Origin of the sequence: Natrinema gelatinilyticum (genome assembly GCF_024266705.1) — an archaeon.
GTDB classification, from domain to species: Archaea; Halobacteriota; Halobacteria; order Halobacteriales; family Natrialbaceae; genus Natrinema; species Natrinema gelatinilyticum.
In genome coordinates this window covers 2386460-2411088 of record NZ_CP100756.1, presented here as the reverse complement: position 1 = coordinate 2411088, position 24629 = coordinate 2386460, and the positions used below count along the sequence as shown (strand labels likewise).

Below are 24629 nucleotides of genomic sequence, written 5' to 3'. Positions count from 1 at the left end.
GAATCAGCGCCAGATCAGAATCAGCGCCGGTCGTATATGTGAACTGCCCGGTCGTGTCGTTTCGAGAGACCGTGGGGGTTTCGCCGGCTCGTTTGATCGGCGTACCGTGCCCGAACGCCGTCCCAGAACCCGCGCGCAACGTTTTTGACGACATCTACGCCGTTGGACACCCAGCCCGTCGGCGTCACGTCTCCGGAAGCGAGCAGTCGGGCACCGGTGGCACCGTCGCGTACTGCGCTCCCAACAGTACGACCGAGGACCCGCGGTTGCAGTCCGTGGTTCTTCGCGAGTCGGTACGACATCGACCGATAGGTCGTTCCCCAGTCGGGCTCGGCCCGACCACCGTCGGTCCCAACCTCACAGCGGACGGCCATCGTCGCGTCCCACAAAACTTCGAAACCCAGACCGGCAACTCGGTTGGCGCAGTCGCGTTCGCTCTCTTTTTCCAGATACTCGTCGAACCCGTCCAGCGCTTCGAGAACCTGTCGCTCGAACGCGACGTTGTCGCCGTGGAACTGCGTCACCCGTTGACTCCACATCTCACGTTGCGACCGGAGATCGGATTCGACCGGGTCCCCGGTAACCGGTCCGGTAACGACGTCTATTTCGTCGCCGATCCCCCCCTCGATGGCCGGATACCAGCTATCGTCGATCGCGTATTCACCGTCGAGAAACGCGACGACGTCACCTGTCGCCTGCTCGAAGCCCGCGTTTCGCGACACGTTTACGTTCCGCTCGGAGATTTCGACGAGAACGTCGACGTCGTCGCGTTCACGGACGACGCCTGTCGTCCCGTCGGACGAGGGGCCGTTGACGACGATAACTTCGGTCGACCGTGGCGTCCCCGCCGAAAGCGCATCGAGGCACGACAGCAGTCGCTCCCGGTCGTTCAGCGTCGACACAATTACCGAGAGCTCCATACGGCCCGATAGGGGCTCCTGATAGTAAATAGATGGGATTCCGGCCGAATCGCTCAGCGAACGTGTGCGTTCCAGTACGAGACTGACGCGAGGTAGTCCATGATCGGCAGTCCGCTGGCCGATTCGTCGAGTTTTCGCAGCGGGGACGCGAATGCGTTGGGAATCGAGCGATATAGACCGTAGGGAAGGAGAAAATCGTCTTCCACGTCGGCAAGCGTCAGATCCGTTTTCGCGAGGAGGACTGCTACTTCGCTCTTCGAGTACAGTCGTGACCCCATCGGGAGCGCCCAGTTGTAGACGCTGCGTGCAGAAAACCGGTTGAACGTATCGAAGACGATCTGATCGCGGGAGACTCGCCGCATCTCCCGTAGAAACGCCTCTGGGTCGTTCGCGAGATGGAAAAACCGTATCGCGATCACGGTATCGAAGTGATCGTCTGGAAACGGAAGCCGGCCCGCGTCACCGCGGAGGAACTCGATCGTGCCCGCGATGTCCACGTTCCGGGTTTTCTGCCGGCCTTGCTGTAGCATCGCCGCCGAAATGTCCAGTCCGACGACGTCGGCCCCCTGATGGGCCAGCATAAGCGTGAATCGCCCGGTACCACAGGCGATTTCGAGTACTTTCCGATCCTCGACCGGCATGATGGCCTCGAGAACGGCGTTCTTCTCCCGGCTATCGATGAGCTGTCCGCCCCGGGAAAACCGCTTATCGTCGTATTCCTTGGCGACGTCGTCGGCTTGGTACCACTCCTGTCCTTTCACACTGGACGGATCTACTATCCTGCGGGGATAAAACGATACTGGAGTCCGTCAGCGAGGCCGTCGAAATCGACCCCCGATCGACCCGATTTACCGAGCACCTGTTCGCGGAATGGGGATCGAATATACCTGTGTTAGTAGCACATTTATATGCCTTATACAAACTGGATTGTTCGTATCCACATATAGGGAAGCTTTACCACTGCTGATTCCGCTTCCGTAGATATGAGCACGAGTACAGCCGAGGACCCAGGTGCCGTCGCCGAGGAAGCGTTATCCGAGGACGAATACCGCGAGCGGCTCCGCGAGTTGCCACCGAGTGCGAAACTCATCGCCAAGGTGCTGGAAATCGACTCCCCGCTCTCGCAGGGACAACTCGCCGAAGAATCGCTGCTTCCCGACCGAACCGTCCGCTACGCGCTCAACCGACTCGATGACGCCGGTCTGGTCGGCTCCCGATACAGTTTCCGGGACGCTCGGAAGCAGGTCTATTTCCTCAAACACTGATACGGTCTGCTGTAACGATGTACCGGTGCAACCGCAGGACGGTCGCGGTTGCACCGGCAATGACGTACAGTAGTCCGTATGAGTCGACGCCACGGGGGAACGGGCTGTAATCACACCACGGCGAGTGCCGCGACGAGACCAGCCGATACCCACTTTTTCGTTCGGTGATACCTCGACGTATGGACGTTCAGACCCGTTCCGTTCCGGTCCCGACGCGTGCGCCGAGCGGCGATACGAACGTGTATCTTCTCGGGGCCGAACCGGCGATTCTCGTCGATCCAGCGACCCAAACTCCCGAACTCGATCGACTGGTTCGCGACCATCGCGTCGAGCACATCCTCGTCACCCACACGCATCCCGATCACGTCGGCGCGGTCGACTCGTACGCCGCTCAGACCGACGCGACGGTCTGGGCACGATACGGTCGAACCGACCGGTTCCGCGACGCAACTGGCCGTGAACCCGACCGCACGTTCACCCCGGGGACGACGATTCGGCTCGGAGACACGCGCGTTCGCGTCCTGACCGCACCGGGACACGCTCCGGACCACGTCGTTTTCGAAGCCGGTCGCAGCGGTCCCATCCTCTGTGGGGATTGCGCCGTCCGCGAGGGAAGCGTCGTCGTCGGCGCACCCGAAGGCGATATGCGTGCGTACGTGACCACGTTGCGTCGGCTCTGGGCGATCGATCCGCCAGCGCTCTATCCCGGCCACGGCCCCGAAATCGACGCCCCTCGCGAGACCCTCGAGCGACTCCTCTCCCACCGAGCTAAGCGCGAACAGCGCGTGCACGTGGCAGTCACCGACGGGGCCGAAACGCTCGACGAAATCCTCGACAGGGCGTACGAGAAGGACCTCTCCGGCGTCCGCGACCTCGCACGGGGGACCGTCGCAGCCCACCTCGAGAAACTCGATGTCGAGGGTCGGGTGGCGTGGGACGGACGGCGAGCGGCCCCGCCTGATGGCGACTAACTTTTCAGCATCGACGGACTCCTCTCGGGTGTGCGATCACTCGAAGCCGAACTCGAGCAAGCCCGTTCACTCGCCGTCGACGACCTCGCGGACGCGATCGAATCGATCGGCTTCGAGTGTACTCGCTGCGGTGCCTGTTGTACAAGTCACGGCGACGACCACCACACGGCGACGGTTTTTCCCGACGAGGTGCGCGACCTCCGGGACGGCGATGCGACCGGCGAGACGACCCGCGGCTGGCGCGACGTCGCGCGACCGATGCCGTACGGCCTCTCGGAGACCGGCGACGGCGAACTCGAGGGTGAAACTTTCGAGTGGGCCCTTCAGACCGATGGCTGCGGCGACTGCGTGTTTTACGAGGAAGACGACGCCGGGGTCGGCGCGTGCGTCGCCCACGACGATCGGCCGCTCATCTGTCAGACTTACCCCTTCAGCGTGGCGCTCGCGGGCACGAGTCAGCCGATGGGCGACGCCGTCGACGAGGAAGGCGTGGTTCGTGCACACGAGTGCGAGGGACTCGGCCGCGACATCTCACGAGCGGACGCCGAGGCGTTCGCTCGAGCGGTAAAAGAACGCGCCGTACGAGAACTCGAGGAAGCGATCGACGTCCGAGACGCCTACCGGCCCGCCGACCCCGCCCCCGACGAGGTCGTCGTTCACGATTCAGAGGGCGCGAAACGGGACGACGGGACCTTGCTCGAGGAGTAACTTTTGTCGTGATCGTCGCGGTGAGTGGTTCGCGTGCGTTGGAAAACCAGTCGTCCAGTCGTGCTTAGAACGTCTCCTCGATGATCTCGCCGACAGCGAAGTTCGACTTGACTTCGGTCACTTCGATTTTGACGCGTTCGCCGACGTCGGCACCGGGGACAATGATGACGTACCCGCGTTCGACGCGGGCGATTCCGTCGCCCTGCTTGCCGATGTCCTCGATTTCGACGTAGCGCGTTTCTCCGACGTCGACCGGCGGTTGCGGTTCGGACGGCGCAGTTTTTGGCTGGGTGGTCGCCGTGCTCTCTTCGGCCCGTGTCTCCTCCTCGCGCGAGATGAGCGCGACTCGGTAGATCTCGCCCGGGTCGACGTCCCCGGTTTCGACCTCTTGACTCGGTACTTCGATGATGTATCGGTCCTCCTCTTCCGAAACGTCCGTACTGAACAGACACAACAGTTTTTCAGATATTTCCACAGGTAGACCCTCTATTTCACCTCTGATTCCCATCCATAATAGAACTACCGACACCGAGTGGTCGATAGACAGGCAAATCGAGTCGAACGCGAGTGACGGACACGGTTGCGACGGACTTCGGACTGGATCACTCCGCCCGCTCGAGCGGTCGCGTGGTCACAAACTGCGTGAGGTCGAACTCGGTCCCGAACGCCGCGTCCTCGACGGATTCGTAGGGACGATCGACGATGAGATCCCCCGCGGTGCTGTCGCCGATGCCGGGGATGGCGGTGAGTTCGTCCATCGATGCCGCATTGAGATCGAGCGGGTAGGGAACCGCGGTCACCGAACGGTAGCCGTGATCGACGACCGCGACGTCGATCGTTCGCCCGAGGTCGCGTTCGCCCGGTATCCCGACCAGCAGCGGATAGGTGCCGAGCTGGCGGCCGAAGGTCGTACCGTCCTGGTGGTACTCGAGGTGGACGTCCGGCAACATGGTGCCGACGGGCGCGACGCGCTCGAGCATCGGATTATCGATCTCCTCGCGGATCTGTCGTTTGTATCGTTTGAAGAGCTTCTTGTGCTCGTTCGCGATCGCGGCGCCGGTGTCGGACATGTCGGTGCCGTCGAAGGCCATCACCTGCCGAATGTTGACCCGTCGGAGCATGTATCCCTCGTCGTAGACCCGTCGGAGGAACTCGCGGTTTCGCTCGTAGGTCTCCTCGCGCTCACCTTTGAGACCGTGGAGGAGGTTGATGCCGGGAAGTAATTTCGGCAATCGTCGGGGTCCGTCCCGACCACTTCGCCGGGCGACTATCTGCTCGGTCTCGGGTCGCTGTTCACCCTCCTCGCCGGGTCTCCACCCCCCTTCCTCGTTGACGATCCTCACCGCTTCGAAGCACTCCTCGGCGGTGACGTTTAAATTGTTCTCCTCCTGAACGACCGGATCCGCCGACTCGAGCCCGAACGCCGCCGTGTCACCGGGCGTGTTGTGTTCGGCGATGATCCGGATCCCTTCGCGACTCGCGTCGGGCCACCGGACGATCGTGATCGGGTTCATATTGTCCAGGTGTAACGTCTCGAGGTCGGGAGCGACCGCGCGAATCCCGCCGTAGAGTTGCCGAAGCGCGTCGGGGTTGGGTGCCTCACCGTCGCCGCCGTAGGCGAGGATGTCAGCCTGTCGGCCGATCCGAAAGTGCCTGACGCCGTGGTCGGACAGCGCGTCGACTTCGCCGACGACCGACGGTGGTGGCCGGAACTCGGGGTTGCCGTAGAGCGGCTCCGTACAGAACGAACATCGATATGCACAGCCCCGAGAAGTCTCGAGTTCGGCGATGAGGTGGTCCGGGTGGTTGGGGTGTTCTTCGACCACGAACGCGCCGTCCCGAGCCCACCGCGATACTTCGTCGACGTCTCGCATCCGATTGTTGAATCCCTCGAGACCGCTCTCGACCAGATCGTAGACGGCGGCCTCGACGTCTCCTTTCGCGACGAAGTCGAAGTCCAGGTCCTGCCGTTCAGTCTCGGTCGCGCCAGCGTTTTCGTCGCCGACGCCGAACTTGACGGGGCCGCCCATCAGGCTCGTTCCGGTGGCCGTCCAGGCGAGCTTTCTGACTTCGTCGGGTTCGGCCGGCGTACCGCCGACGTACTTGCCGGGGACGGTCATTCCGCCGAGGTAGATCAGCAGATCCGCCTCGTCGACATCCCGCCATCGATCCGGGTCGTCTCGGAGGCCATCGATCGTGTGATACGTGATCCCTTCGCGCGGAACGCCCGCGTCCACGAGCGCCCCCGCCGTGTACCGCGGGTACGTCGAAATGTACGGCGGCACCCCGAAGTGTGCTGGCTCGTCGACGTATCCGTCCACGACCGTCACCAACAGCGTCTCGGGGTCTGTCATGCCCTCGGATAACGACTCGAGAGATAAAACGGTGACTACACGCGCGGGAACCGGGCGAGACCGACGCCACAGCGTCGCAAAATACAGCGGTGACGCAGTAACATTGCACGTCCAGCCGCAACCCCTGCGTTGATAGTTCTCCTGGCACTACAACTGGACATGCCCCCGACGGAAGAAATCGTCTGTACCGCCGATGATTGTTTCCTCGACCTGTTCGAGAACCACTACACCTACGACGTACCGGACGATTTCGGCGTCTCGGACCTGTCGTGTCCGGTCTGTGGCGGCACCGACTGCCTCGAACGGGTCGAACTCTAACTAGTTACGAGAGCGAGTTCCCGACCTACTGAGGTGGGGGTCACAGTCCCCCCGCAGGCGACGCGACCGCCCGGACGAGTGGCACACTCCTCGAACGGTTCCGTCGTATCTGGCAAAAGGGATATCATCACGGCAGTCGTAGTTCCGTTCACACTCGTCACTTCCATGTCTACGCAAGCCCTGATCCCGCTCCCTCCGACAGCGGTCAGTGACGGACGTACCGCCCGAGGTGAAGACCCGTGACGCTCAGAGACATCGGGGAATCGCTCAGCAGCGCGCTGTACCGCCAGATCGGCCGCGCGAACGGCCGCGTCCAGAGCCATCGGTCGCTGCCCGCCGACATCCTCGAGAACGACAGTTCATATCGAGTGGTCTTCGATGCGCCCGGGGCCGAACCAGACGACGTCCAGGTTCGCTACCTCGATGGCAACGTCAAGATCCGAGTCGACCGATTCCGGCAGTTCTACGAGGGGTACGAGATGCGATTTCCCGGACGCGGAATGGCCCTGAACGGCGACGCCGAGTTGCCGACCGATGCGGTGGTCGATCCGGACGCCGGAACGGCGAGACTCTCCGAAACGGGGACGCTGAGCGTCGAAATCCCGAAAGATTCGGCGATCGACGCCGACGAAACCGCGAGCACACCCGATCGCGAGGATGCCGGCGTGGCGGACGCCGATTCGGAATCGAGCGCCGAGACGGAACGAGTCACGATCGAGGACTGACTCAGTTCGGATCGAGCGCCAGTCCCTCCACGACGTCGAAGTCTTCGTCGCCGTCGAACCGCGTCGGATCGAACGCGTCGATCCCCGATCCGCCGAGTATTTCGTCTGCGAGCCGCCGTCCGATCGCCGGTGCACGCATGAAGCCGTGACCCTGGAAGCCGGTCGCGACGTACAGACCATCTCGGACCGCTCCGACCAGCGGATCTCGATCGGGCGTCGCGGTACAGAGGCCGGCCCACGCTCGCTCGAGTCGGGCGTCTCCCGCGCTGCCGACCGACGGAACGCGGTGTGCGATCCGTTCCAGAAGGTCGTCTGCGAACGCCGGATCGGCGTCGGGATCGTATCCGGTGGGGTCGGCTTCGCGGTTTTCCGTGCCATCGCCCGCGAGAATGCCGTCCGTGTGCGGTCGGAGGTAGAAGCCGCCGGTCGCATCGTAACACATCGGGGCGAGGAAATCGACGTCCGCGACGAGCGCCTGGACGCGATAGGGTTTCATCGCAAGGGCCGCGCCCGCGTCCGCAACCAGGGCCGCCGTGTGGGCACCGGCGGCCACCAGCACTGCGTCGAACTCGCGGGTGCTACCGTCGGGCTGGACCACACGCGGGGGATCGGTTCGAATCGAGACGGCGGTATCGGTCTCGAGGGTCGCCCCAGCCCCGGCCGCCGCGAACGCGAGACAGGCCGTGTACGCCGTCGGATCGGCGTAGCCCGCCGCGCTGGCGACCCCCGCGAGTTCGATATCGTCGGTCCGCAACGCGGGAAACCTGTCGGCGAGTGCTCCGTCGTCCATCTCGAAGACGACGGTGCCGTTTTCCTGCATGCGTCGGACCTGTTCTCGAATTGCGTCGGCTCGCGTTGGGTCCCCATCGCGAGCCAACCAGACGTAGGGGCACTCGACAAACGAAAACGTATCGTCACCCGATAGCGCGCGGAATCGTTCGATCGCTTCGCCCCCGATCTCGGCGTCGAAATCGTCTGCGAAGGCGTCGTAACAGATCCCCGCCGCCCGCCCGGACGAGCCACTCGCGACGTCATCGCGGTCGTAGAGTATCACGTCCGCTCCCTCCCGGACGAGGTCGTAGGCCGCGGTCGCGCCGACTGCACCGGCACCGACGATGGCGATCTCGAGGCCCGCGCCCTGCTGAGAGAGTGCGTCCGCACCGACGGCCAGTTCCGGTTCGCTGGCGCCGGTCATGAGAGATCACCCGCCGGTACGGGTCGGTTGGGTCGCCTCGAAACGCGACGAGCGAACGATTTCGCGCGTTCTGGGTCGGCAATCATAGACGCCACTGAGGGTGGGAACCACTTACCTGTAGATGGTCGTGCCACGGTATCACGCAGTAAGACGCGAGCCGCGATCCGTGCGGCGACAGCTCCGTCCGACGGAGCGAACCCCGTCTCTCCCGATTGCTGTCGCGAACGGTCGAAACGCGAGTGAGGAGTGCAGGGTGCAGGTCACACTCAGGTGACGTACAGCGAGTAGGCGATCACGACGAAGCCGGCGAGGACCAGCAGACTCTCGAGCAGGATGCCCGTCGCGAGCGGAACCGAAAGTAGTTCGTACAGCATGCCGGCCAGGACGAAACCGAGCGTCACGAGGCCGAACCCGAACGCGAGGTAACCAAGCGCCTGCTGGCGAGTTCGCCGATAGGCCTTGTACGCGAAAAACGTTATCACGCCGCCGACGATGAGGACGAGCGTCTTGACGACCGCGAGCGCGAGTGCGGTCGGCATTGCCGCGGCGTAGAACGACATGTCTGTTCTCACTCCGATATTCAAGACCTGTACCAAGAACTTTGCCGTTCCCGTAAGCCCTGGTGCGTGGCACCGATTCACGCAGATGGCGGTCCACTCACGCGAACTCGTGCGAAGCGTTTTGATCGCGGCGGCCCGAGACGAAGTCGATGACTCGACTGGTCGAACTCGAGGCGACGGGACCGCGCAAACTCGAACCGTCCGATATCGACGACGAGAAAGGAGACCTCGCAGTCTGTCAGTGCGGACTCTCGGACTCGTTTCCCTTTTGTGATGGGAGCCACCGGCGGACGCGCGACGAGGACGACGAGATGACCTACGTCTACGAGAACGGGCGGCGGAGAGAAGTCGAACGGGTCGTGACGGCCGACGACACCGACGAGAAATCGTGACCGCGGACGACAGGAACGACGCCTACTCAGCAGTTACAGAGGTTCGAGGAGAAAGCCCACGACTGCAGTCGTGGGAGTATGTCAGGCAGCAGTACCGACCGACCGTCAGTCGACGAATCGCTACATCGACCGCGACGAGTTGCAGACGACGAGCGCACTGCTCGCGGCCATCGCGACGGCAGCGAAAAGCGGGTTCAGCAGGCCGGCGATCGCCAGCGGGATCGCGACCGCGTTGTACCCGAACGCCCAGCCGAGGTTCTGCCGGATTCGCCGGTGGGTGCTCGAGGCGACGGCGAACGTCTCGGCGACGGCCTGGAGGTCGTCGCCGACGATCACCGCGTCCGCCGCGTCGGTCGCGAGTTTCGTTCCGCTGCCCATCGCGATTCCGACGTCGGCGGCGGCCAGCGCGGGGGCATCGTTGCTCCCGTCGCCGACCATCGCGACCGTCCCGCGGGCGCGAAGCCGATCGACGGTTTCGGCTTTCGCCTCCGGCGGAACACCGGCGAAGACCTCGTCGACCGCGTCGATCGCACGGAACTGCGCCGCCGCCGGTCCTTCGTCGCCGGTGAGGACAACGAGTTCGCGACCCTCCGAGAGGGTCGAAAGCGCACTATCCAGTTCCTCGCGAGGGGCGTCACCGACGACGATAGTGCCGCGGGTCCGTCCACCCCAGCCGACGACGACCGGGACATCGCCCGCTGCTCGAGCGTCCTCGATCGACGACACGAGGGCGGGGGGAACGGTCTGCCCGCTCTCTCTGAGGAACTCGGGATGACCGACGACGACGCGCTCGCCGTCGACGACGCCGCTGACCCCACGATCCGACTGCTCGAACCCCTCGACCGCGCTCACGGCGTCTTCCGTGACGGAATCGGGGGCTGCTTCGGTAATGGCGGCCGCGATCGGATGGTGAGACAGGGCCTCGAGCGCGCCGGCCCGCCGAAGCAGTTCGTCGTTTTCAGCGTCGTCGACGGCGGATAGTTCCTCGACGGTCATCTGTCCGGTCGTGAGGGTCCCCGTCTTGTCGAGGACGACGACGTCGACGTCCGGGGCGTCCTCGAAGATCGTCTCCGCGGCGACGACGATGCCACGCTCCGCGGCGCTCTGAACGCCCGCGGCGATCGCGAGTGGCGTCGCGAGGCCGAGCGCGCACGGGCAGGAGACGATCACGACCGTCAATCCGATCAGGAGGGCCGTCGACGCACTCGAGCCGGTCGCCAGCAGGGAGACCGCCGTCCCGACCGCGAGGACGACCACCAGCGGAACGAACACGGTCGCGAGCTTGTCTGCGAGCCGCTGAACGCCGGGCCGAGCGCTCTGGATCGACCAGAGCAGCGAGACGAGCCGATCGTGGGTGCTCTCGGCGTCGTCGCCGACCGCGAGTACGATCGGCGCGTCGGTGACGACCGTGCCGCCGCGGACGGGATCGCCCGGCCCCTTCCCGACGGGGAGCGATTCGCCGGTGACGAGCGACTCGTCGACTGCGGCACTGCCCGTTTCGATTTCGCCGTCGAGCGGGACTCGCTCGCCGGAGCGGACGAGCAGGCGGTCCCCCGGCTCGACGGCCTCGAGCGGGACCGTCTCGCCGGATTCGAGACGCGCTTCGTCTACCTGCTGTTCGGTCAAGTCGGAGAGCAATCCGGTCGCGCGGCGCTTGACGGACTTCTCGTAGAGGGTGCCCGCGGTGACGACGAGGACGATCGCGACGGTGACGTCGAAGTAGATGTGGGCCTCCCCGAGCAGGATCGCGACTGCACTGTACCCGTACGAACCTAGCGCAGCCGTCGCGACGAGCAGGTCCATATTGGGCCGTCTCGCCCGGAGACTGACGTACGCACCTCGGAGAATCGGGTAACCGGTGTAAAAGAGAATGAACGACGTAAATACCCAGATGTTCGCCGACAGGAAGACGGTCTCGTAGCGGCCGAAATCTGCGACTGGCTCGAGACCGAAGTAGGTCGGGTACAGAAACAGGACGTACCACACCATGACCATCATGCCGAAGAAGCCGCCGAGCAGCAGCGGGGCGAGTCCGTCGTCGGATCCTGCGTCGTCATCGGTCTCGGACCGATCGGCGGCGGTGTAGCCATATCCGGAGACGATATCGGGGAGGTCGTCGGACGCGACCCGGTCGGGATCGTAGACGAGCCGAATCGTATCGGTCGCGTAGCTCGCCGTCGCGCCGAGGACGCCCGCCTCTCGCTCGGCGCTCGTCTCGAGGAAGGCCTCGCACGTCGAACAGTGCATGCCGTCGACCGACAGATACGCGTCCTCGCCGTCGAGGTCGTCGAGGTCGGGGCCGTCCTCGGCGTCCGCCCGGTCGAGCCGGGACCGAACCACGGACTCGTCGGGCCCGTCGTCAGTTCGCTCGAGCGCGCGGTGGACCTCGAGACAGCCACGACAGCAAAACGACCCGTCCACGTCGGAATCGGTTATCGGCTCCGCGGGGGTCGGAAGGTCACAGAGGTCACAGGACTCGGCGTCGGCATCGCCCGTCGATCCGCCTCCGGACTCGGAATCGGTCGCCGGTCCTCCCTGCGCTTCGGCATCGGCCGGCGCACCGTCTCTGCCTTCGGTGGCTGCAGCCCCCGGCGCATTCGAAGCATCGGCTGTCGGCGATGCGTGCGACCGCGCGGACGATCGTGATTCCTTTCCCATCGTTAGAACAGGGGGGCGAACGGGAGCGGCAGATGCGGCAGGTGGACCCCGTACAGCATCAGGCCGTGTGACAGGGGGATGTAGCCGAGAATGATAAACGCCCCGCCCAGTCCGCGATGAAGGCGGACGCGCGTCTCGGGGCCGATCGAGGTCAGGACGGTGCCGTACGCGAACAACGTCGGGATCGTCCCGATCCCGAGAACGGCCAGCGAGAGCGCCCCTCGTGTCGGTGAGCCGAGCGAGAACGCGTAGAGGTAAGCCGGGTAGATGATCGGACACGGCATGAATCCGTGGACCGCGCCGAGCGCGACGATCCCCGGCGACGTCGCGAGCCGATCGACTCGACTCGAGAGTGCCTCCGAAAGGCGACGAAACAGCGTGCCGACGAGGGGCAGGTCGTGGCCGGGGACGGCGGTCCGCCCGCGAACGTAGTAGAGCCCGCTCGCGACGATGGCGATTCCGACGAGGATTCCGGTCGCCCCTCTGACGGTGTCGCCGACTGCGGCGATGGCATCGCTCGAGGCGATCGTGACCGCACCGAGCAGGCCGAACAGGCCGCCGATGACGGCATAGCTAGCGGTCCGACCAAGGTTGAAAAGCGCGTGCTGGCGCACCTCGTAGCCGGTAAGCGTATCGTCGCGACGCTTTCCGCTCACCGCACCGATCCGATCGGCGTACGTCGTCACCAGCGGGCCGCACATCCCCAGGCAATGGGCCCCGGCGAGGAGGCCGACGACGAAGAGCACGAGCAGATTCACACGCTCGAGGCCGGGGCCCGGACCGGCGGAAGCCATCTGCGGCGCGACGAGTGAAACGACGGTCATCTGGACGGCGAGAATTAGCTGACGGTTCCGTTTCCGTCGCCGTGGTGGTCCCTCCCGTGCGTTCCCTGGACTGGTGACATCGCGATGTACAGCGCGCCGATAATGAGAACGACGTTGACCGCGCTGACGATCCCGGCGAGACCCGAGTTAGTGATCCCGTAGACGAGAATCGGCACGAAAGCGAGGAGCCCGACGGCCGCTGCGAGCCGCGGTGTGAGTGTCTCGAGGGGCATACTCGGTTCTATACACGACCAGGGCTTAATACCCCGAGCACTTCCCACGGGACGGGAATCACAACTGGTCGTAAGTCACCCCTATTCCCTACTCATCCGTATGAGTTCCAGGACGGAACGACGGGAACGGGACCCCGATCACGTTCGCGAGATCGGTCACGAGGAGTACGATCCAATAGGGACCGCGATCTTAATCGGGATTTACTTCCTGATACTGGTCCTGCTATGGGTGTTCATGTACTTCGTCGAGTTCCTCGGCAACGGTCCAACCGTCGTCGGGGCGGCCCTGACGGTGGTGGGACTGGCATGAATATCCACACGTACGAGAAAGCGTGGCTGGTCGCCTCGATGGTACTGATCGTGGGCTTCATCGCGACGATCACCTACGGCGCCGTCGGGCCTGGGATCGCCATGATCGACGACGACGGCGGGTCGATCGATCCCGCCCAGATCAACGACGACGAGCGGTTCAGCGAACCCGGCGTCACACACCTCGGCGGCAACAGATACGAGGTCGCCGTCGTCGCACAGGCGTGGTCGTACACGCCGAGTGAAATCGAGGTCCCGGCGAACAGCGAGGTAACGTTCTACGTCACGAGCCGGGACGTGACGCACAGTTTCACCGTCGTCGGAACGAACATGAACACCATGGTCGTCCCCGGTCAGGTGTCCCAGATGACCGTGAAGTTCGACGAACCGGGCGAATACGGCATCCTCTGTAACGAATACTGCGGCGAGTTTCACCACACCATGGAAGGGAAACTGAACGTCGTCCCCGAAAACGAGTTCGACATGACCGAACTGTCCGTCGAGGCACCCGAACAGGTCCAGGCGGGCAACGAAACGACGATCACTGCGACCGTGAGCGACGGCAAACAGACCGACCTCGAGACGACCGTCTCGCTCGAGATCGGCGAACAAACGTACGAGCGTGACGTTTCGATCTCCGGCGCCGGAAGCGAATCCGTCGAGTTCCCGGTCGACACCGCGGAACTGGGCACGGGCGACTACGACTGGACGGTGACGGTCGACAGCCACGAGGAAACCGGGACGCTCACGGTCAGCAACGAGACCAGCGGGGGTGATGGCGATGCGTAACGCCTACGTCGACCAGTTCCCGACCGAAGCCAGGGTTATCAAGGCCGCGTTCTGGAGTTCCTTCGTCGCGCTGGCAATCGGCGGGACGCTCGGTCTCGTACAGGCGCTGCACCGAACGGACGTCTTCCGATTCCTCCAGTCGCCCGATTATTATACCGTGTTGACAGCCCACGGCGTCTTGCTCGCGATTACGTTCACGATCTTCTTCCTGGTAGGGACCTTTACCTGGGCCGTGACGACGAGCCTCGAGCGCGGCGTCGTGGACAGCCGGTTCACGTGGGGGTGGTACGCGATGATGGTCGTCGGCTCCGTGCTGGTCGCCGTCACGATCTTCAGCGGATTCCTCGAGGAAGCGCCGGAGGTACTCGGCGCGCCGCTGAACGCGGACGTCCTCTTTACGTTCTACGCGCCGCTGCAGGCCCACCCGTTCTTTTACGTAGGCCTGGTGCTGTTCGTCGTCGGGTCCTGGCTGGCCGGCGCCGACTGGTTCTGGACGTGGTTCGCCTGGCGCGACGAGAACCCCGACGAGCGGATCCCACTTCCGGCGTTCATGGTGTTGACCACGACGTTGTTCTGGTACATCTGTACCCTCGGCGTCGCCCTGTCGATACTCGTGTTCTTGCTGCCGTGGTCGCTCGGGATCACCGAGTCGGTGAATCCGTTGCTGACCCGGACGCTGTTCTGGTACTTCGGTCACGCCGTCGTCTACTTCTGGCTGATGCCGGCGTACCTGCTGTGGTACGTCATGCTGCCGAAGTTCTCCGGCGGAAAGCTGTTTAGCGATCCCCTCGCGCGTGTCGTCTTCGTGCTGTTCCTGTTACTCTCGACGCCGCTCGGGATCCACCACCAGTACCTGGATCCCGGCATCGCGGAGGGGTACAAGTTCATCGCGATGACGAACACGATGTTCCTCCTCCTGCCGAGTCTGCTCACGGCCTTTACCGTCGTTGCGAGCATCGAACACGGCGCACGCCAGCGCGGCGGCGAGGGCTATCTCGGTTGGCTCAAAGCGCTTCCGTGGCGTGATCCGGTCTTCACCGGAATGGCGCTTGCGGGACTCATGTTCGCCGCGGCCGGCTTCTCGGGCATGATCAACGCGGGGATGAACATCAACTACCTCGTCCACAACACCTGGTGGGTCGTCGGTCACTTCCACCTCACCGTCGGCACGGCCGTCGCGCTGACCTTCATGGCGGCGTCGTACTGGTTCATCCCGCAACTAACCGGGAAGAAGCTCTGGAACCAGTCGGTCGCGCTGGCGCAGGTTCTGCTCTGGTTCGTCGGGATGACGTTCATGTCGAACGCGATGCACCGGTCCGGCCTGTTCGGGATGCCCCGTCGGACCGCTGAGCCGCAGTATCAGGGCTTCGAGTTCGAGCCCGCCGTCGGTACCGTCGGCGAGATCAACATGCAGGTTGCGCTGGGCGGCGTGATACTGACCGTGTCGCTCGCCCTGTTCCTCGCGAACATGATCATGACCTCGTTCAACGGCACCAGCCACGAAATTCCCGACAACACCTTCGCCGGCACACTCTCCGGACCGGAGGACTCGCCGGCCGTTCTGGACAACCTGAAACTCTGGACTGCCATCGCGACCACCCTCGTGATCATCGCCTACACCCTCCCGCTCGCGAGCATCGTCGACTCCGGCGGCCTGTTCGGTCCTGGCATCGACGGCTTCAAGCTCACGATCGGAGCCGATCCCAGGCTCGCCCTCGAGTTGCTCACGGAGGTGATGCAGTAGATGCGCATCTCCGAGGGCGCGCTCCTCGTCGTTCTGGTTATGCTCATCCCATTCGTCGTCGAACTCCGGACGGCGCTCTCGTGGTTCGGCGTCGAGCTATCCATCCTCGAGACGGGCGTCATCGGTTCGGCAGCCGCCCTCGCGATCATCGTCTGGGCGGTGTGGTCGCCAAACGGTGACGCGAACGGGGAGTCGTCCCGGGCCGGCTAACCGAACTGACTCCCACGATCGGAACTGAGTCCGGCTTCCCGAATCCTCCTTCTCAGGCACTCAAAAAGAAGTCCTCGTACGTCTCAGACTCTCAAAACGCATCGCGTTCGCGAAGCGCCTCGACGACCGTCCGGAGTCGCTGTGACGCACCGCGGGGGGCGACGACGATTCGATCGTCGAACGCCGCGACGAGCAGGTTTTCGACCTCGAGAAGGGAGACGTGCGCGTCGGGCGCGGCGACGACGTTGTTCGACGCGTCGACCGACAGCACGTCTCCGTCGACGATCTGGTTTTCGCCGTCGCGTTCGGCGCGCCGATCGATCACCCGTCCGACGGCGTCCCACGTCCCGAGGTCGTCCCAGCCGACCGACAGCGGCGTCACGTACGCCTCGGCCGCTCGCTCCATGATCGCGTAATCCACGCTCACGGGGTCGATCGCGTCGAATCCGCGGTCGGGGTCTCCCTCTTCGAGCGCCTCGACAAGCGGTGCCAGCGGCGAGGTCCGCGCCGCCCGGAGAAGGGCACTCGGCGTCCAGGCGAAGATCCCCGCGTTCCAGTACGCGCCGGACTCGATGAGCCGCGTCGCTTCTTCGCAGTCGGGTTTTTCCGTGAATCGATCGATTCCGGTGTGGTCCGTCTCCGGGCCGTCACCCGCCACGAGGGACGGACCGTCGCGTTCGGGGACGATGTACCCGTATCCCGTCGCCGGTCGTGTGGGCTCGACGCCCAACGTCACGAGTCCGTCGGTTTCGACGGCGATTTCGGCGGCGCGCTCGAGGCGTGCCGCGAACGCGGCGTCGTCGGAAACGTGGTGGTCACTTGGGAGACAGAGCAGTACCGGTTCCCGCCTGGACTGCTCGCGAAGCCGCCAGGCGGCGTAGACCAGCGCGGGACCGGTGTCCTTGCCGGCCGGTTCGACCAGCACGCCCGCCTCGGGCGCGTGGTCGCGAATCTCGTCGGCGAACGAGTCGCGGGTCAGGACGTACCGTTCGTCGGCGAAGGCAGTCCGGTCCATCGTTCGGGAGAGCAACGATCGCTCACCGACGAGCGAGAGAAATTGTTTGGGTCGATCGCTTCGACTGGCAGGGTAGAGGCGACTGCCGGTCCCACCAGCGAGGACGCAGGCGACGATTGGCCGATCCATGTCACCAGGTCTCGATTCGCCCTTCGCGGACGTCCTCGACACAGCCCTCACAGTCGGGGTGGCCCGCCTCGTAACAGGCCGGTCGGTACTCCTCGTCGAGCGTTGCGGCCCGCTCCTGGGCGTAGCGCCGACAGACGATCTTCGCCCGCCCCGCCTCGTCCGTCGGAAGACTGCGGGCGTTCTTCGCCACCTCGTAGGTGCCACGAGCCTCCTCGAGTTGCTCGTCCGTCGACCTGCGGAACGCTTCGAATTGCTCGCCCGCCCCTTGCAGCGTCGAGCGGAGGAATCGCTCGAGTTGACGCCGATCCGCCATTGCTCCGCCGTTCGAGCGCCGGGCACATAGGTTCGTCGCCGACGGACCGTCGTCAGCCGAGCGACGCCGCCCGGGCGCCGTCAGCCGGTCCGATGAGAACGACTTTAGCGGATCGACCGTATCAAGTCACATGGACGTCCGCGACGCGCTTCGGGGAATCACCTGTCCGATGGTGACCCCGTTCGACGACGGATCGATCGACGAATCGGCGCTCGTCGACCTGCTCGAGCATCTCCACGACGGCGGGATCGACGCCGTCTTTCCCTGCGGGACGACCGGCGAATTTCCGAGTTTGACGGCCGACGAACGGCAACACGTCCTCGAGACGACCGTCGACAACGCCGCCGTTCCGGTCGTCGCCGGCGCCACTGCGACGAGCATCGACGAGACGGTCGCGGCCGTAGACCGTGCCGCGGCAGCGGGTGCCGACGGCGTGGCGATCGTTACTCCCTACTTCACCACCGCGAACGCGCCAGCGGGCAATCGACGGTTCATCGAGGCCGTCCTCGACGAGGCGTCGCTCCCAGTCCTGCTGTACAACATTCCGCAGTGTACGGGCCAGCGTATCGAACCCGAGACCGTCGCCGCCGTCGCGGACCACGAGCGAGCGATCGGGATCAAGGACTCGAGCGGCGATCTGGCGTACGTCCAGTCCGTCCTCCGGAAAGCCCCCGACGAGTTCCTGTGTCTGCAAGGATACGACGCCCTGCTGGTCCCCGCGCTACGGATGGGTGCCGATGGCGGGATCAATGCGCTGTCGAACGTCATCCCCGAAGTGCTGGGCGAGACGTTCGAGCACGCGGGAGACGAGCGCGGCCGGGCTCTCCAGCTGGACGCCATCGCACCGCTGTTCGACGCCTGTACGACGCACGACTTCGCCCCGGCGACGAAAACGGCGCTGGCCCACCGCGGTATCGTTCCGTCCGACGAGGTTCGTCCGCCACTGGTCGCCGTCGACGACGCCGGGACGGAGACGATCGGCGACACCGTCGACGAGATCGTCACAGCACATGCGCGCTGACGGGCTACGGGACAGGACGGATTCAGGACTGCACTCGCAGTCGGCGAGCGCCAACCCTCGCATCGAATCGAACGCGTCGGCGGCAAACCCAGAGACGAACCGGGACCTCGACGCACTCTTTCGGTTTCACGCCTCGCCGTTCACTTCCGCTCCGGTGGCGGTACTTTAAATACTATCGGGCGCGAACGGACGTGTGCCTCCCAGTGAAACCAAGGAGGAGGCGAGACACAATGAGCGACGTACGCCAACACGCGGACGACATACACGAGCAGTTTTCGGACCACCTCGACGTGAGCGTCGAGGACGTCGAAGAGCGCCTGACCACGCTCGTCGACGAATACAAGGTCCCGATCGACGAGGCGCGACGGAGCGTCACGAACCACTACCTCGAGGAGGCCGGCCTCGAGCGGGAGGATATCGCAGGCGATAGCAGCGAGGCGGCCAACGTCGAGGACATCGACGAACCCGAAGAGTGGATCGATCTGACGGCCAAAGTCATCGAACTCTGGGATCCCCGCAGCGACTCGGTCGCGCAGGTCGGTCTGCTCGGCGACCCGACGGGAACCATCAAATTCACCAAATGGGCCAAGTCCGACCTTCCCGCCCTCGAGGAGGGCGGCGTCTACGAGCTTCGCAACGTCGTCACCGACGAGTACCAGGGCCGGTACTCGGTCAAACTCAACTCGACGACCGTCATCGAGGAACTCGACGAGGACCTCGAGGTCGGCGACGACACCAGCGAGATCGAGGGCGCGTTAGTCGACATGCAAAGCGGAAGCGGCCTCATCAAGCGCTGCCCGGAGGACGACTGTACGCGTGTCCTTCAGAACGGCCGCTGTAACGAACACGGCGAGGTCGAAGGCGAATTCGATCTCCGAATCAAGGCCGTCGTCGACGACGGCATCGACGCCCACGAAGTCATCTTCGACGAGGACGCCACCGAAGCGCTGACCGGTCTGAGCCTCGAGGAAGCGAAGGAAATGGCGATGGACGCGCTGGATACGACCGTCGTCGCCGACGAGATCGCAGACGACATCGTCGGCACCTATTACCGAATCGAGGGCCCGACGTTCGGTCGCTACGTCCTGGCCGACGACGTCGACGAACTCGGCGGGCCGGCGGATGCAGAACAGTTGCTGATCAAAGCGAGGTCGATGTGACATGAGCCAGGCAGAACTCACCCGCGAAGTCGCTCGCCGCGTCTTCGCCTCGGAATTCAACGATTCGACGTACACCTTCAAAGAGAGCGATGACGAGCGCGCACCCAATTACGCTTTGCTCCCGACAGGCGACCGTGCGAACCGCGTGTTCGTCGTCGGCACCCTCACCGAAACCGAAGACGTCGGCGAGGACAGCGAGTACTGGCGCGGCCGGGTCGTCGACCCGACGGGCACGTTCTTCGTCTATGCTGGTCAATACCAGCCCGAGGCCGCCTCGGTCCTGCGGGACACGGAACCGCCGGCCTACGTCTCCATCGTCGGCAAACCCCGAACCTACGAAACAGACGACGGCACCGTCAACGTCTCCCTGCGACCGGAGTCCATCTCGATCGTCGACGAGGACACCCGCGACCGCTGGGTCGTCGAAACCGCCGAGCGAACCATAGACCGCATCGAGGCCTTCGAAGAGTGGGAACGCGAACAGGAGGCGCCCGAAAGCGGTTCGACTGCGCCGACGAACGAGTACGCTCAGATGGCCCGCGAGCAGTACGACTCGCCCGTCGTCAACTACCGCAACGACGTGATCCAGGCGCTCGAGAGCCTCGAGACCGTCGACGACGCGGAAGCGACCGCCTGACACGCCCGCGCCTGCGGTCGCTCTCGATTCTCCGTTCGTCGATTTTCCCGCGAGATCCGATCCGAGACCGGAAGTCCGCGTTCCGGTCAGTCCTCGAGGACGGCCGCGTCGTCGAAGTAGAGGTGGTGCTGGAGAACGTCCTCGAAATTCACGGTCCGCGTGACGAGCCGCAGGCCGAGCACGCCGCCGTAGAAATCGATCGCCGTCTGGGCGTCCCCGACGATTTCCGTCACGTGGTGGAGGCCCGGCGTGTCGGATACCATTACCGCTCAGTTGGCCCTCGAAGTGGATAGCCTATCGGATCGGCCAGTCCGGTTCGATCGCGACCGCACGAGGTCGAGTCCAGTCCAGTCGCGATCCGTCGGGACCGGTCGAGCCCGATCGATCGAACCTGATCGTCTGACAAACTGTTAAGTGGCGTGAAAGAAGAGTATGGGTAACCATGGGGAACAAGAACAAGACCATCTCGTTTCGTGTCAACGAGGACGCGTTCGAGGCACTCCAGGAGATCGCCGAAGAACGCAACATCTCCCTCTCGGCGGTCTTCCGAGACTACGTCGACCAGCTAGTCGAACACGACGGACGAGTCCAGGTCGTCCCCGAGGGTGACCTCGAGGCGCGCGTCAACGACGGGGAAGACGACATCTCGTTCCCACCGACCGTCGAAGTCCCGAAGCGGTTCATCCGCGAACACGAGCGCCTGGAACTGGAGGCCGAACACCTCCGGGAACAACTCGACGAGTACAAAGGATACGTCAACGATCTTCAAGATCGGCTCGATGACGAGGAGGACGAAGTCCTGCTACTCGACGAGTTAGACGACGAGGAAGGATCGTATCAGCTCCGATAGTATTTCTTAGCTTGGACGACGGACGTACTCGAGCAGGTGGTCTCAAAATTTGAGATGGCTGATACTGGTTCTGACCCTACCGGACAGCAAGCCAAACCAGTACGACTATCGAAATCAGCCCAAAGGCACCGCCTGTGAAGAATATGGCCGTTTCCCAAAAACTATCCACTCTCAGTATTCCGTCTATCCCTTCAAAGTACACTGACGAAGCCATGAGAAAAATCGACATCACGAGCAAATATACGGACCATGCCGGGTGTTTCGTGAATCCTGTTTCGAATACCATTGGTTATTTTAACAGCGAATGAACGTAAGTATTTTGTGGTGTGATGGTTGTTCGACGCTTCGATGGAATCAGGCCTGTGGTTCGAGGCCAGCGCCCCTGACGTTCCCACCGATATAGGACGTTATAAGACCAACGACGATGCCCGCGCCCCCGTCGTTGTTGTTGATTAGGCCATTGGCGGTTCGCAGAAGGAACGCTGCGGCAGCACTGGCAATTGCAGCCGGGATGTTACCGTAGAGTGTACTAATCGTCGTGGACAGCGCCCCGAGTTCTACACCGGCAGTGAGTAGATCCACGAGGTCGTTGCAGTCACAGTGATCGATCCAGAGCTTATGTCTGATTCCGCCAGCGGTGAAGTATTGCCATATTTGGTTTTGCCTGGGCAAACCGGCGAACGGCTCCATCTAAGAGCCCCTATCTTGCCCGTATCGGGCTGCGTCTGCGACTCGGTCTGCGAGTTAATCGTAACCGCACCATTCTGCATCGAGAAATCGAGTTTTCCCTCGTCTTTCGCCTCGTTCATCGCCTCAGTAGAGGCGGTCATCGCATCGTCATCGTCGCCATAGTAGACGAGATACCCGCTGTCGTCAATCCCGTACCCGTATTTCCCTCGAGTACCAGACGCGGCTGCTCCCGCTCCTGTTGCAAGGAACGAGGCTGCTCCGAGACTGGAGAGACCCGCTGTCGATCTGATTACGTTCCGCCTTGATGGTCGGTTACGATTATCTTTCGCCACGACCAAAACAAATGGTGATTGCATATTAATCATTTCGAGAGTTTTCTTTGCGAGAAAAATCTCCGATGATATAAAATTAAGTTAGTTCTGTCCGTATTAATCGCCTCTCAGGCTGTCAAACTATACTTTCTCGATCATCTCGATCATTTCAGCAACTCTATAAGATAGCCACTCTACGTCGTCATCATCGACTTACACGGTGCCCCAGAGACACGATACAACGCTGGGGCAAAGGAAAAGCGCGACGCGCCGACTCGACGGGGGCGAGTCGGAGACAGCCTCACCGAGCCAGTTCCTGTTTCGAATGCCGAATCTCGTCGTATTTTTCGTCAGCGCCGTCGACGCGAGCGAGTCCTTCTGCCGCCTCGAGCGTTCGGACGGCGCTGTCGAGAAACGAAAGCACGTCGCCGGAGTACGCATAGACCATGTAGTCGTCGGTCATCACGTCGACGATGGCGTCCGGGCCGAGCCCCTGGGCGCGTAACTCGAGGAGGTACTCGATGAACTTCCGCTCCGGACAGCCGCAGTAGGGGTTGGTGTCACAGTCACAATCGAGGAAGTCCCCTGCGAAATCGAGAACGCGTTCGCGAGTCGCGTCGTCGAGTTTCTCGAGGCCCGACCCCTGAAAGAGAACGTCGAGCGTCGCGCCCTTGAAGGCGCCCTTGGGAATGTTCGTCTCGAGTTGCGAACTGAGTTGGCGGTGATTTTTGACGTAAATCTTGTCGGTGATAGCCACGCGTTGGCGGTTCTTGCGGCCGTAGACCGAAAAACGTCTCGGTCGCGACCTGATCGGGTCGAGATCGCGGTCGACCGAACTGGGACGTCGTCACCGCGTGTCATCACGGCCCCGAAATCGCGCGGTACGGAGTCGCACACCCCGAACGCGGAGTCGTAACGTATTTCAGGCCGACCGCGTGTAGGATAACTTGCAAGCGCGTCCGGGTTGGGGTAGTGGTTATCCTTCAGCCTTGTGGAGGCTGAGACGCGGGTTCGATTCTCGCACCCGGACTTTTTACGACGACCGGTGGGAGTGGAAAAGCCGGGAGGGAAGGTCGAACCACGGGTCGTGAAAGGAGGGACGGGCTGTCCCGAATCAACGTCCTCGGAATCACGCTGCGATGCTGATGGGCTGTGAAAATCGCGCCGCGATTTTCGAACGCCCGCTGAGACTGCGCTTCCGATAGGAACCGCGTCGGTTCCTGCAACGCGCGTTTATCGAGGTTCCCTCGACAGGCTGTCAGACGACGTCTGACGTCGTCGTGGAAACAGGAAGCCATATTCTCACGGAGTGAGCGAGTAGGGTGTGGAAGAAGTCACGCCGAGTCCTCGAGGAAGGACGTCACTCGGTCGACGAAATACGCCGGCCGTTCCTCGGGGATCCAGTGGCCAGCGCGGTCGACAACCTCGCCGTCGACTGACGTCGCGACGGCGTTCATGTCTCTGATCGGCAGTTCGCCAAACGAGGCGACACCACCGAGTGCGAGAACCGGCATCTCGAGGAGGTCATCGGCGTGTTCCCGGTTGTGTTCGGCGTCGGAGTCGTACGCGCGGTAGTACTCGAAGCCGCCGCGAAGGCCGCCGGGTGCAGAATAACACCGGACGTACTCGTCGCGAGCGTCGTCGTCGATCGCGGACGGGTCATAAGCTCCTTCTCGGTAGAACCACGAGAGATACAGCCGCTCCCGTCCGGCGACGAGCTGTTCCGGGAGGTCTCGAACGCTGTGGAACCGGGTGTGCCAGAGCTTTCGTTTCTCATCCTCGTGAACGCCCGGGAGCCCGGCCTCGAGAACGGCGAGTGCTCGGACTTCGTCGCGGTACTGCGCGGCGTACGCATAGGCCGTCGGCATTCCCCAGTCGTGGCCGACGAGCGCGAGCTGATCGCCGCCGAATCCGAGGTGGTGGACCAGTTCCCTCACGTCCGTCGCGACGGTGTCTTTGTCGTAACCCGAGACGGGCGTCTCGGAGTCGCCCAGTCCCCGCAAATCGGGAGCAATGACGGTGTATCGCTCCGCGAGGTCCGGAATCACGTGCCGCCATTCGTACCACGTCTGGGGCCACCCGTGGAGCAGGACGAGCGGCGGCCCCTCCCCGGCGATGACGTAGTGTAGCTCGACACCGTTGACGCGGGCTGATCCGTGTTCGAGGCCGTTTATTGCGACCATATGTCATTGTTGAAGCAGCGATCTATCAGTCTTCGGTACCGTGTCGGTCGGGACTGCCGACGGTGGCGAGTTCGTGCTTCGGTCGACTTCCGCTCCTGTCGACGGGTACACTCGAACGGGCGGCGATCCACCCCTGATACACAGG

Annotated in this window: 29 protein-coding genes, 1 tRNA gene and 1 pseudogene; 15 read left to right on the top strand and 16 right to left on the bottom strand. The window is 63.4% G+C overall.

Annotation, left to right across the window (positions count from 1 at the left end; genetic code table 11):
* Positions 1–20 precede the first annotated feature (20 nt).
* Positions 21–920 (bottom strand): glycosyltransferase family 2 protein, encoded by a 900-nt coding sequence (locus NJU76_RS11825; protein ID WP_254528746.1) that lies wholly within the window; start codon positions 918–920, stop codon positions 21–23.
* A gap of 53 nt (positions 921–973) precedes the next feature.
* The gene (locus NJU76_RS11820) at positions 974–1681 is read right to left on the bottom strand and encodes a class I SAM-dependent methyltransferase (protein ID WP_254528744.1); all 708 of its coding nucleotides are present in this window, start codon (positions 1679–1681) and stop codon (positions 974–976) included.
* Between the two features lie 222 nt (positions 1682–1903).
* Between NJU76_RS11820 and NJU76_RS11815 the strand changes: the two genes are divergently transcribed.
* From NJU76_RS11815 to NJU76_RS11805, 3 genes are all read left to right on the top strand, one after another.
* Positions 1904–2185, top strand: coding sequence for a MarR family transcriptional regulator (locus tag NJU76_RS11815; RefSeq protein WP_254528742.1), 282 nt, complete (start codon positions 1904–1906; stop codon positions 2183–2185).
* A gap of 179 nt (positions 2186–2364) precedes the next feature.
* The gene (locus NJU76_RS11810) at positions 2365–3156 is read left to right on the top strand and encodes an MBL fold metallo-hydrolase (RefSeq protein WP_254528740.1); all 792 of its coding nucleotides are present in this window, start codon (positions 2365–2367) and stop codon (positions 3154–3156) included.
* Between the two features lie 30 nt (positions 3157–3186).
* Positions 3187–3864 carry a YkgJ family cysteine cluster protein gene (locus NJU76_RS11805; protein WP_254528738.1) on the top strand — a complete coding sequence of 226 codons (678 nt, stop codon included), beginning with the start codon at positions 3187–3189 and terminating at the stop codon, positions 3862–3864.
* Positions 3865–3928: 64 nt separating this feature from the next.
* On the opposite strand, the gene NJU76_RS11800 is transcribed toward NJU76_RS11805, so the two are convergent.
* Both NJU76_RS11800 and NJU76_RS11795 read right to left on the bottom strand, forming a co-directional pair.
* Positions 3929–4339 carry a TRAM domain-containing protein gene (locus tag NJU76_RS11800; RefSeq protein WP_254528736.1) on the bottom strand — a complete coding sequence of 137 codons (411 nt, stop codon included), beginning with the start codon at positions 4337–4339 and terminating at the stop codon, positions 3929–3931.
* A gap of 127 nt (positions 4340–4466) precedes the next feature.
* Positions 4467–6218, bottom strand: coding sequence for a radical SAM protein (locus NJU76_RS11795; protein ID WP_254528734.1), 1752 nt, complete (start codon positions 6216–6218; stop codon positions 4467–4469).
* 159 nt (positions 6219–6377) lie between these two features.
* Between NJU76_RS11795 and NJU76_RS11790 the strand changes: the two genes are divergently transcribed.
* The gene (locus tag NJU76_RS11790; RefSeq protein ID WP_254528726.1) at positions 6378–6536 is read left to right on the top strand and encodes a DUF7559 family protein; all 159 of its coding nucleotides are present in this window, start codon (positions 6378–6380) and stop codon (positions 6534–6536) included.
* 239 nt (positions 6537–6775) lie between these two features.
* Positions 6776–7261 (top strand): Hsp20/alpha crystallin family protein, encoded by a 486-nt coding sequence (locus NJU76_RS11785; protein WP_254528724.1) that lies wholly within the window; start codon positions 6776–6778, stop codon positions 7259–7261.
* Position 7262: 1 nt separating this feature from the next.
* Here the strand turns inward: NJU76_RS11785 and NJU76_RS11780 are convergent, their stop codons facing one another.
* Positions 7263–8456 (bottom strand): NAD(P)/FAD-dependent oxidoreductase, encoded by a 1194-nt coding sequence (locus NJU76_RS11780; RefSeq protein ID WP_254528722.1) that lies wholly within the window; start codon positions 8454–8456, stop codon positions 7263–7265.
* A 266-nt stretch (positions 8457–8722) separates the two neighbouring features.
* A complete protein-coding gene (locus NJU76_RS11775; protein ID WP_254528720.1) occupies positions 8723–9016 on the bottom strand; it encodes a DUF7521 family protein in 294 nt (97 codons plus the stop codon).
* 149 nt (positions 9017–9165) lie between these two features.
* On the opposite strand from NJU76_RS11775, the gene NJU76_RS11770 reads away from it, so the two are divergent.
* Positions 9166–9408 carry a CDGSH iron-sulfur domain-containing protein gene (locus NJU76_RS11770; RefSeq protein ID WP_254528718.1) on the top strand — a complete coding sequence of 81 codons (243 nt, stop codon included), beginning with the start codon at positions 9166–9168 and terminating at the stop codon, positions 9406–9408.
* Between the two features lie 120 nt (positions 9409–9528).
* Here the strand turns inward: NJU76_RS11770 and NJU76_RS11765 are convergent, their stop codons facing one another.
* Genes NJU76_RS11765 through NJU76_RS11755 form a run of 3 tightly spaced genes read right to left on the bottom strand, consistent with a single transcriptional unit; the run spans position 9529 to position 13123 of the window.
* The gene (locus NJU76_RS11765) at positions 9529–12066 is read right to left on the bottom strand and encodes a heavy metal translocating P-type ATPase (RefSeq protein WP_254528716.1); all 2538 of its coding nucleotides are present in this window, start codon (positions 12064–12066) and stop codon (positions 9529–9531) included.
* A 2-nt stretch (positions 12067–12068) separates the two neighbouring features.
* Positions 12069–12890, bottom strand: a complete 822-nt coding sequence (locus tag NJU76_RS11760; protein ID WP_425604271.1) for a sulfite exporter TauE/SafE family protein — start codon at positions 12888–12890, stop codon at positions 12069–12071.
* A 14-nt stretch (positions 12891–12904) separates the two neighbouring features.
* Positions 12905–13123: a DUF8131 family protein gene (locus tag NJU76_RS11755; RefSeq protein ID WP_254528714.1), complete on the bottom strand. Its 219-nt coding sequence runs from the start codon at positions 13121–13123 to the stop codon at positions 12905–12907.
* A gap of 100 nt (positions 13124–13223) precedes the next feature.
* Between NJU76_RS11755 and NJU76_RS11750 the strand changes: the two genes are divergently transcribed.
* Genes NJU76_RS11750 through NJU76_RS11735 form a run of 4 tightly spaced genes read left to right on the top strand, consistent with a single transcriptional unit; the run spans position 13224 to position 16175 of the window.
* A complete protein-coding gene (locus NJU76_RS11750; RefSeq protein WP_254528712.1) occupies positions 13224–13433 on the top strand; it encodes a signal peptidase complex subunit 2 in 210 nt (69 codons plus the stop codon).
* On the top strand, positions 13430–14221 hold the full coding sequence (locus NJU76_RS11745; RefSeq protein ID WP_254528710.1) for a cytochrome c oxidase subunit II: 792 nt from the start codon (positions 13430–13432) through the stop codon (positions 14219–14221). The genes NJU76_RS11750 and NJU76_RS11745 overlap by 4 nt, the downstream gene beginning before the upstream one ends.
* Positions 14208–15965 (top strand): b(o/a)3-type cytochrome-c oxidase subunit 1, encoded by a 1758-nt coding sequence (locus NJU76_RS11740; RefSeq protein WP_254528708.1) that lies wholly within the window; start codon positions 14208–14210, stop codon positions 15963–15965. Before NJU76_RS11745 ends, NJU76_RS11740 begins: the two co-directional genes overlap by 14 nt.
* Positions 15966–16175, top strand: a complete 210-nt coding sequence (locus NJU76_RS11735) for a CbaC protein (RefSeq protein ID WP_254528706.1) — start codon at positions 15966–15968, stop codon at positions 16173–16175.
* Between the two features lie 91 nt (positions 16176–16266).
* Here NJU76_RS11735 and NJU76_RS11730 read toward each other — a convergent pair whose 3' ends face one another.
* Positions 16267–17319: a mannose-1-phosphate guanylyltransferase gene (locus tag NJU76_RS11730; RefSeq protein ID WP_254528704.1), complete on the bottom strand. Its 1053-nt coding sequence runs from the start codon at positions 17317–17319 to the stop codon at positions 16267–16269.
* Between the two features lies 1 nt (position 17320).
* Positions 17321–17632: a DUF7091 family protein gene (locus NJU76_RS11725; RefSeq protein WP_254528702.1), complete on the bottom strand. Its 312-nt coding sequence runs from the start codon at positions 17630–17632 to the stop codon at positions 17321–17323.
* 130 nt (positions 17633–17762) lie between these two features.
* Between NJU76_RS11725 and NJU76_RS11720 the strand changes: the two genes are divergently transcribed.
* From NJU76_RS11720 to NJU76_RS11710, 3 genes are all read left to right on the top strand, one after another.
* Positions 17763–18653, top strand: a complete 891-nt coding sequence (locus tag NJU76_RS11720) for a dihydrodipicolinate synthase family protein (RefSeq protein ID WP_254528700.1) — start codon at positions 17763–17765, stop codon at positions 18651–18653.
* Positions 18654–18883: 230 nt separating this feature from the next.
* Complete coding sequence (locus NJU76_RS11715; protein ID WP_254528698.1) at positions 18884–19813, top strand: replication factor A; 930 nt, start codon at positions 18884–18886, stop codon at positions 19811–19813.
* 1 nt (position 19814) lies between these two features.
* A complete protein-coding gene (locus tag NJU76_RS11710; protein WP_254528696.1) occupies positions 19815–20450 on the top strand; it encodes an RPA family protein in 636 nt (211 codons plus the stop codon).
* 101 nt (positions 20451–20551) lie between these two features.
* On the opposite strand, the pseudogene NJU76_RS11705 reads toward NJU76_RS11710, so the two are convergent.
* Positions 20552–20713 (bottom strand): annotated as a pseudogene (locus NJU76_RS11705) (VOC family protein); the annotation flags it as partial.
* 179 nt (positions 20714–20892) lie between these two features.
* Here NJU76_RS11705 and NJU76_RS11700 point away from each other — a divergent pair.
* Positions 20893–21300 carry a DUF8146 domain-containing protein gene (locus NJU76_RS11700; protein WP_254528694.1) on the top strand — a complete coding sequence of 136 codons (408 nt, stop codon included), beginning with the start codon at positions 20893–20895 and terminating at the stop codon, positions 21298–21300.
* Between the two features lie 76 nt (positions 21301–21376).
* Here NJU76_RS11700 and NJU76_RS11695 read toward each other — a convergent pair whose 3' ends face one another.
* From NJU76_RS11695 to NJU76_RS11685, 3 genes are all read right to left on the bottom strand, one after another.
* Positions 21377–21586, bottom strand: a complete 210-nt coding sequence (locus tag NJU76_RS11695; protein ID WP_254528692.1) for a hypothetical protein — start codon at positions 21584–21586, stop codon at positions 21377–21379.
* Between the two features lie 271 nt (positions 21587–21857).
* The gene (locus NJU76_RS11690; RefSeq protein WP_254528690.1) at positions 21858–22346 is read right to left on the bottom strand and encodes a hypothetical protein; all 489 of its coding nucleotides are present in this window, start codon (positions 22344–22346) and stop codon (positions 21858–21860) included.
* Between the two features lie 256 nt (positions 22347–22602).
* Positions 22603–23058, bottom strand: a complete 456-nt coding sequence (locus NJU76_RS11685; RefSeq protein ID WP_254528688.1) for a DUF5814 domain-containing protein — start codon at positions 23056–23058, stop codon at positions 22603–22605.
* A gap of 201 nt (positions 23059–23259) precedes the next feature.
* Here NJU76_RS11685 and NJU76_RS11680 point away from each other — a divergent pair.
* Positions 23260–23331: transfer RNA gene (locus tag NJU76_RS11680), tRNA-His, on the top strand.
* A 304-nt stretch (positions 23332–23635) separates the two neighbouring features.
* On the opposite strand, the gene NJU76_RS11675 is transcribed toward NJU76_RS11680, so the two are convergent.
* Positions 23636–24484 (bottom strand): alpha/beta fold hydrolase, encoded by an 849-nt coding sequence (locus NJU76_RS11675; RefSeq protein WP_254528686.1) that lies wholly within the window; start codon positions 24482–24484, stop codon positions 23636–23638.
* Positions 24485–24629 lie beyond the last annotated feature (145 nt).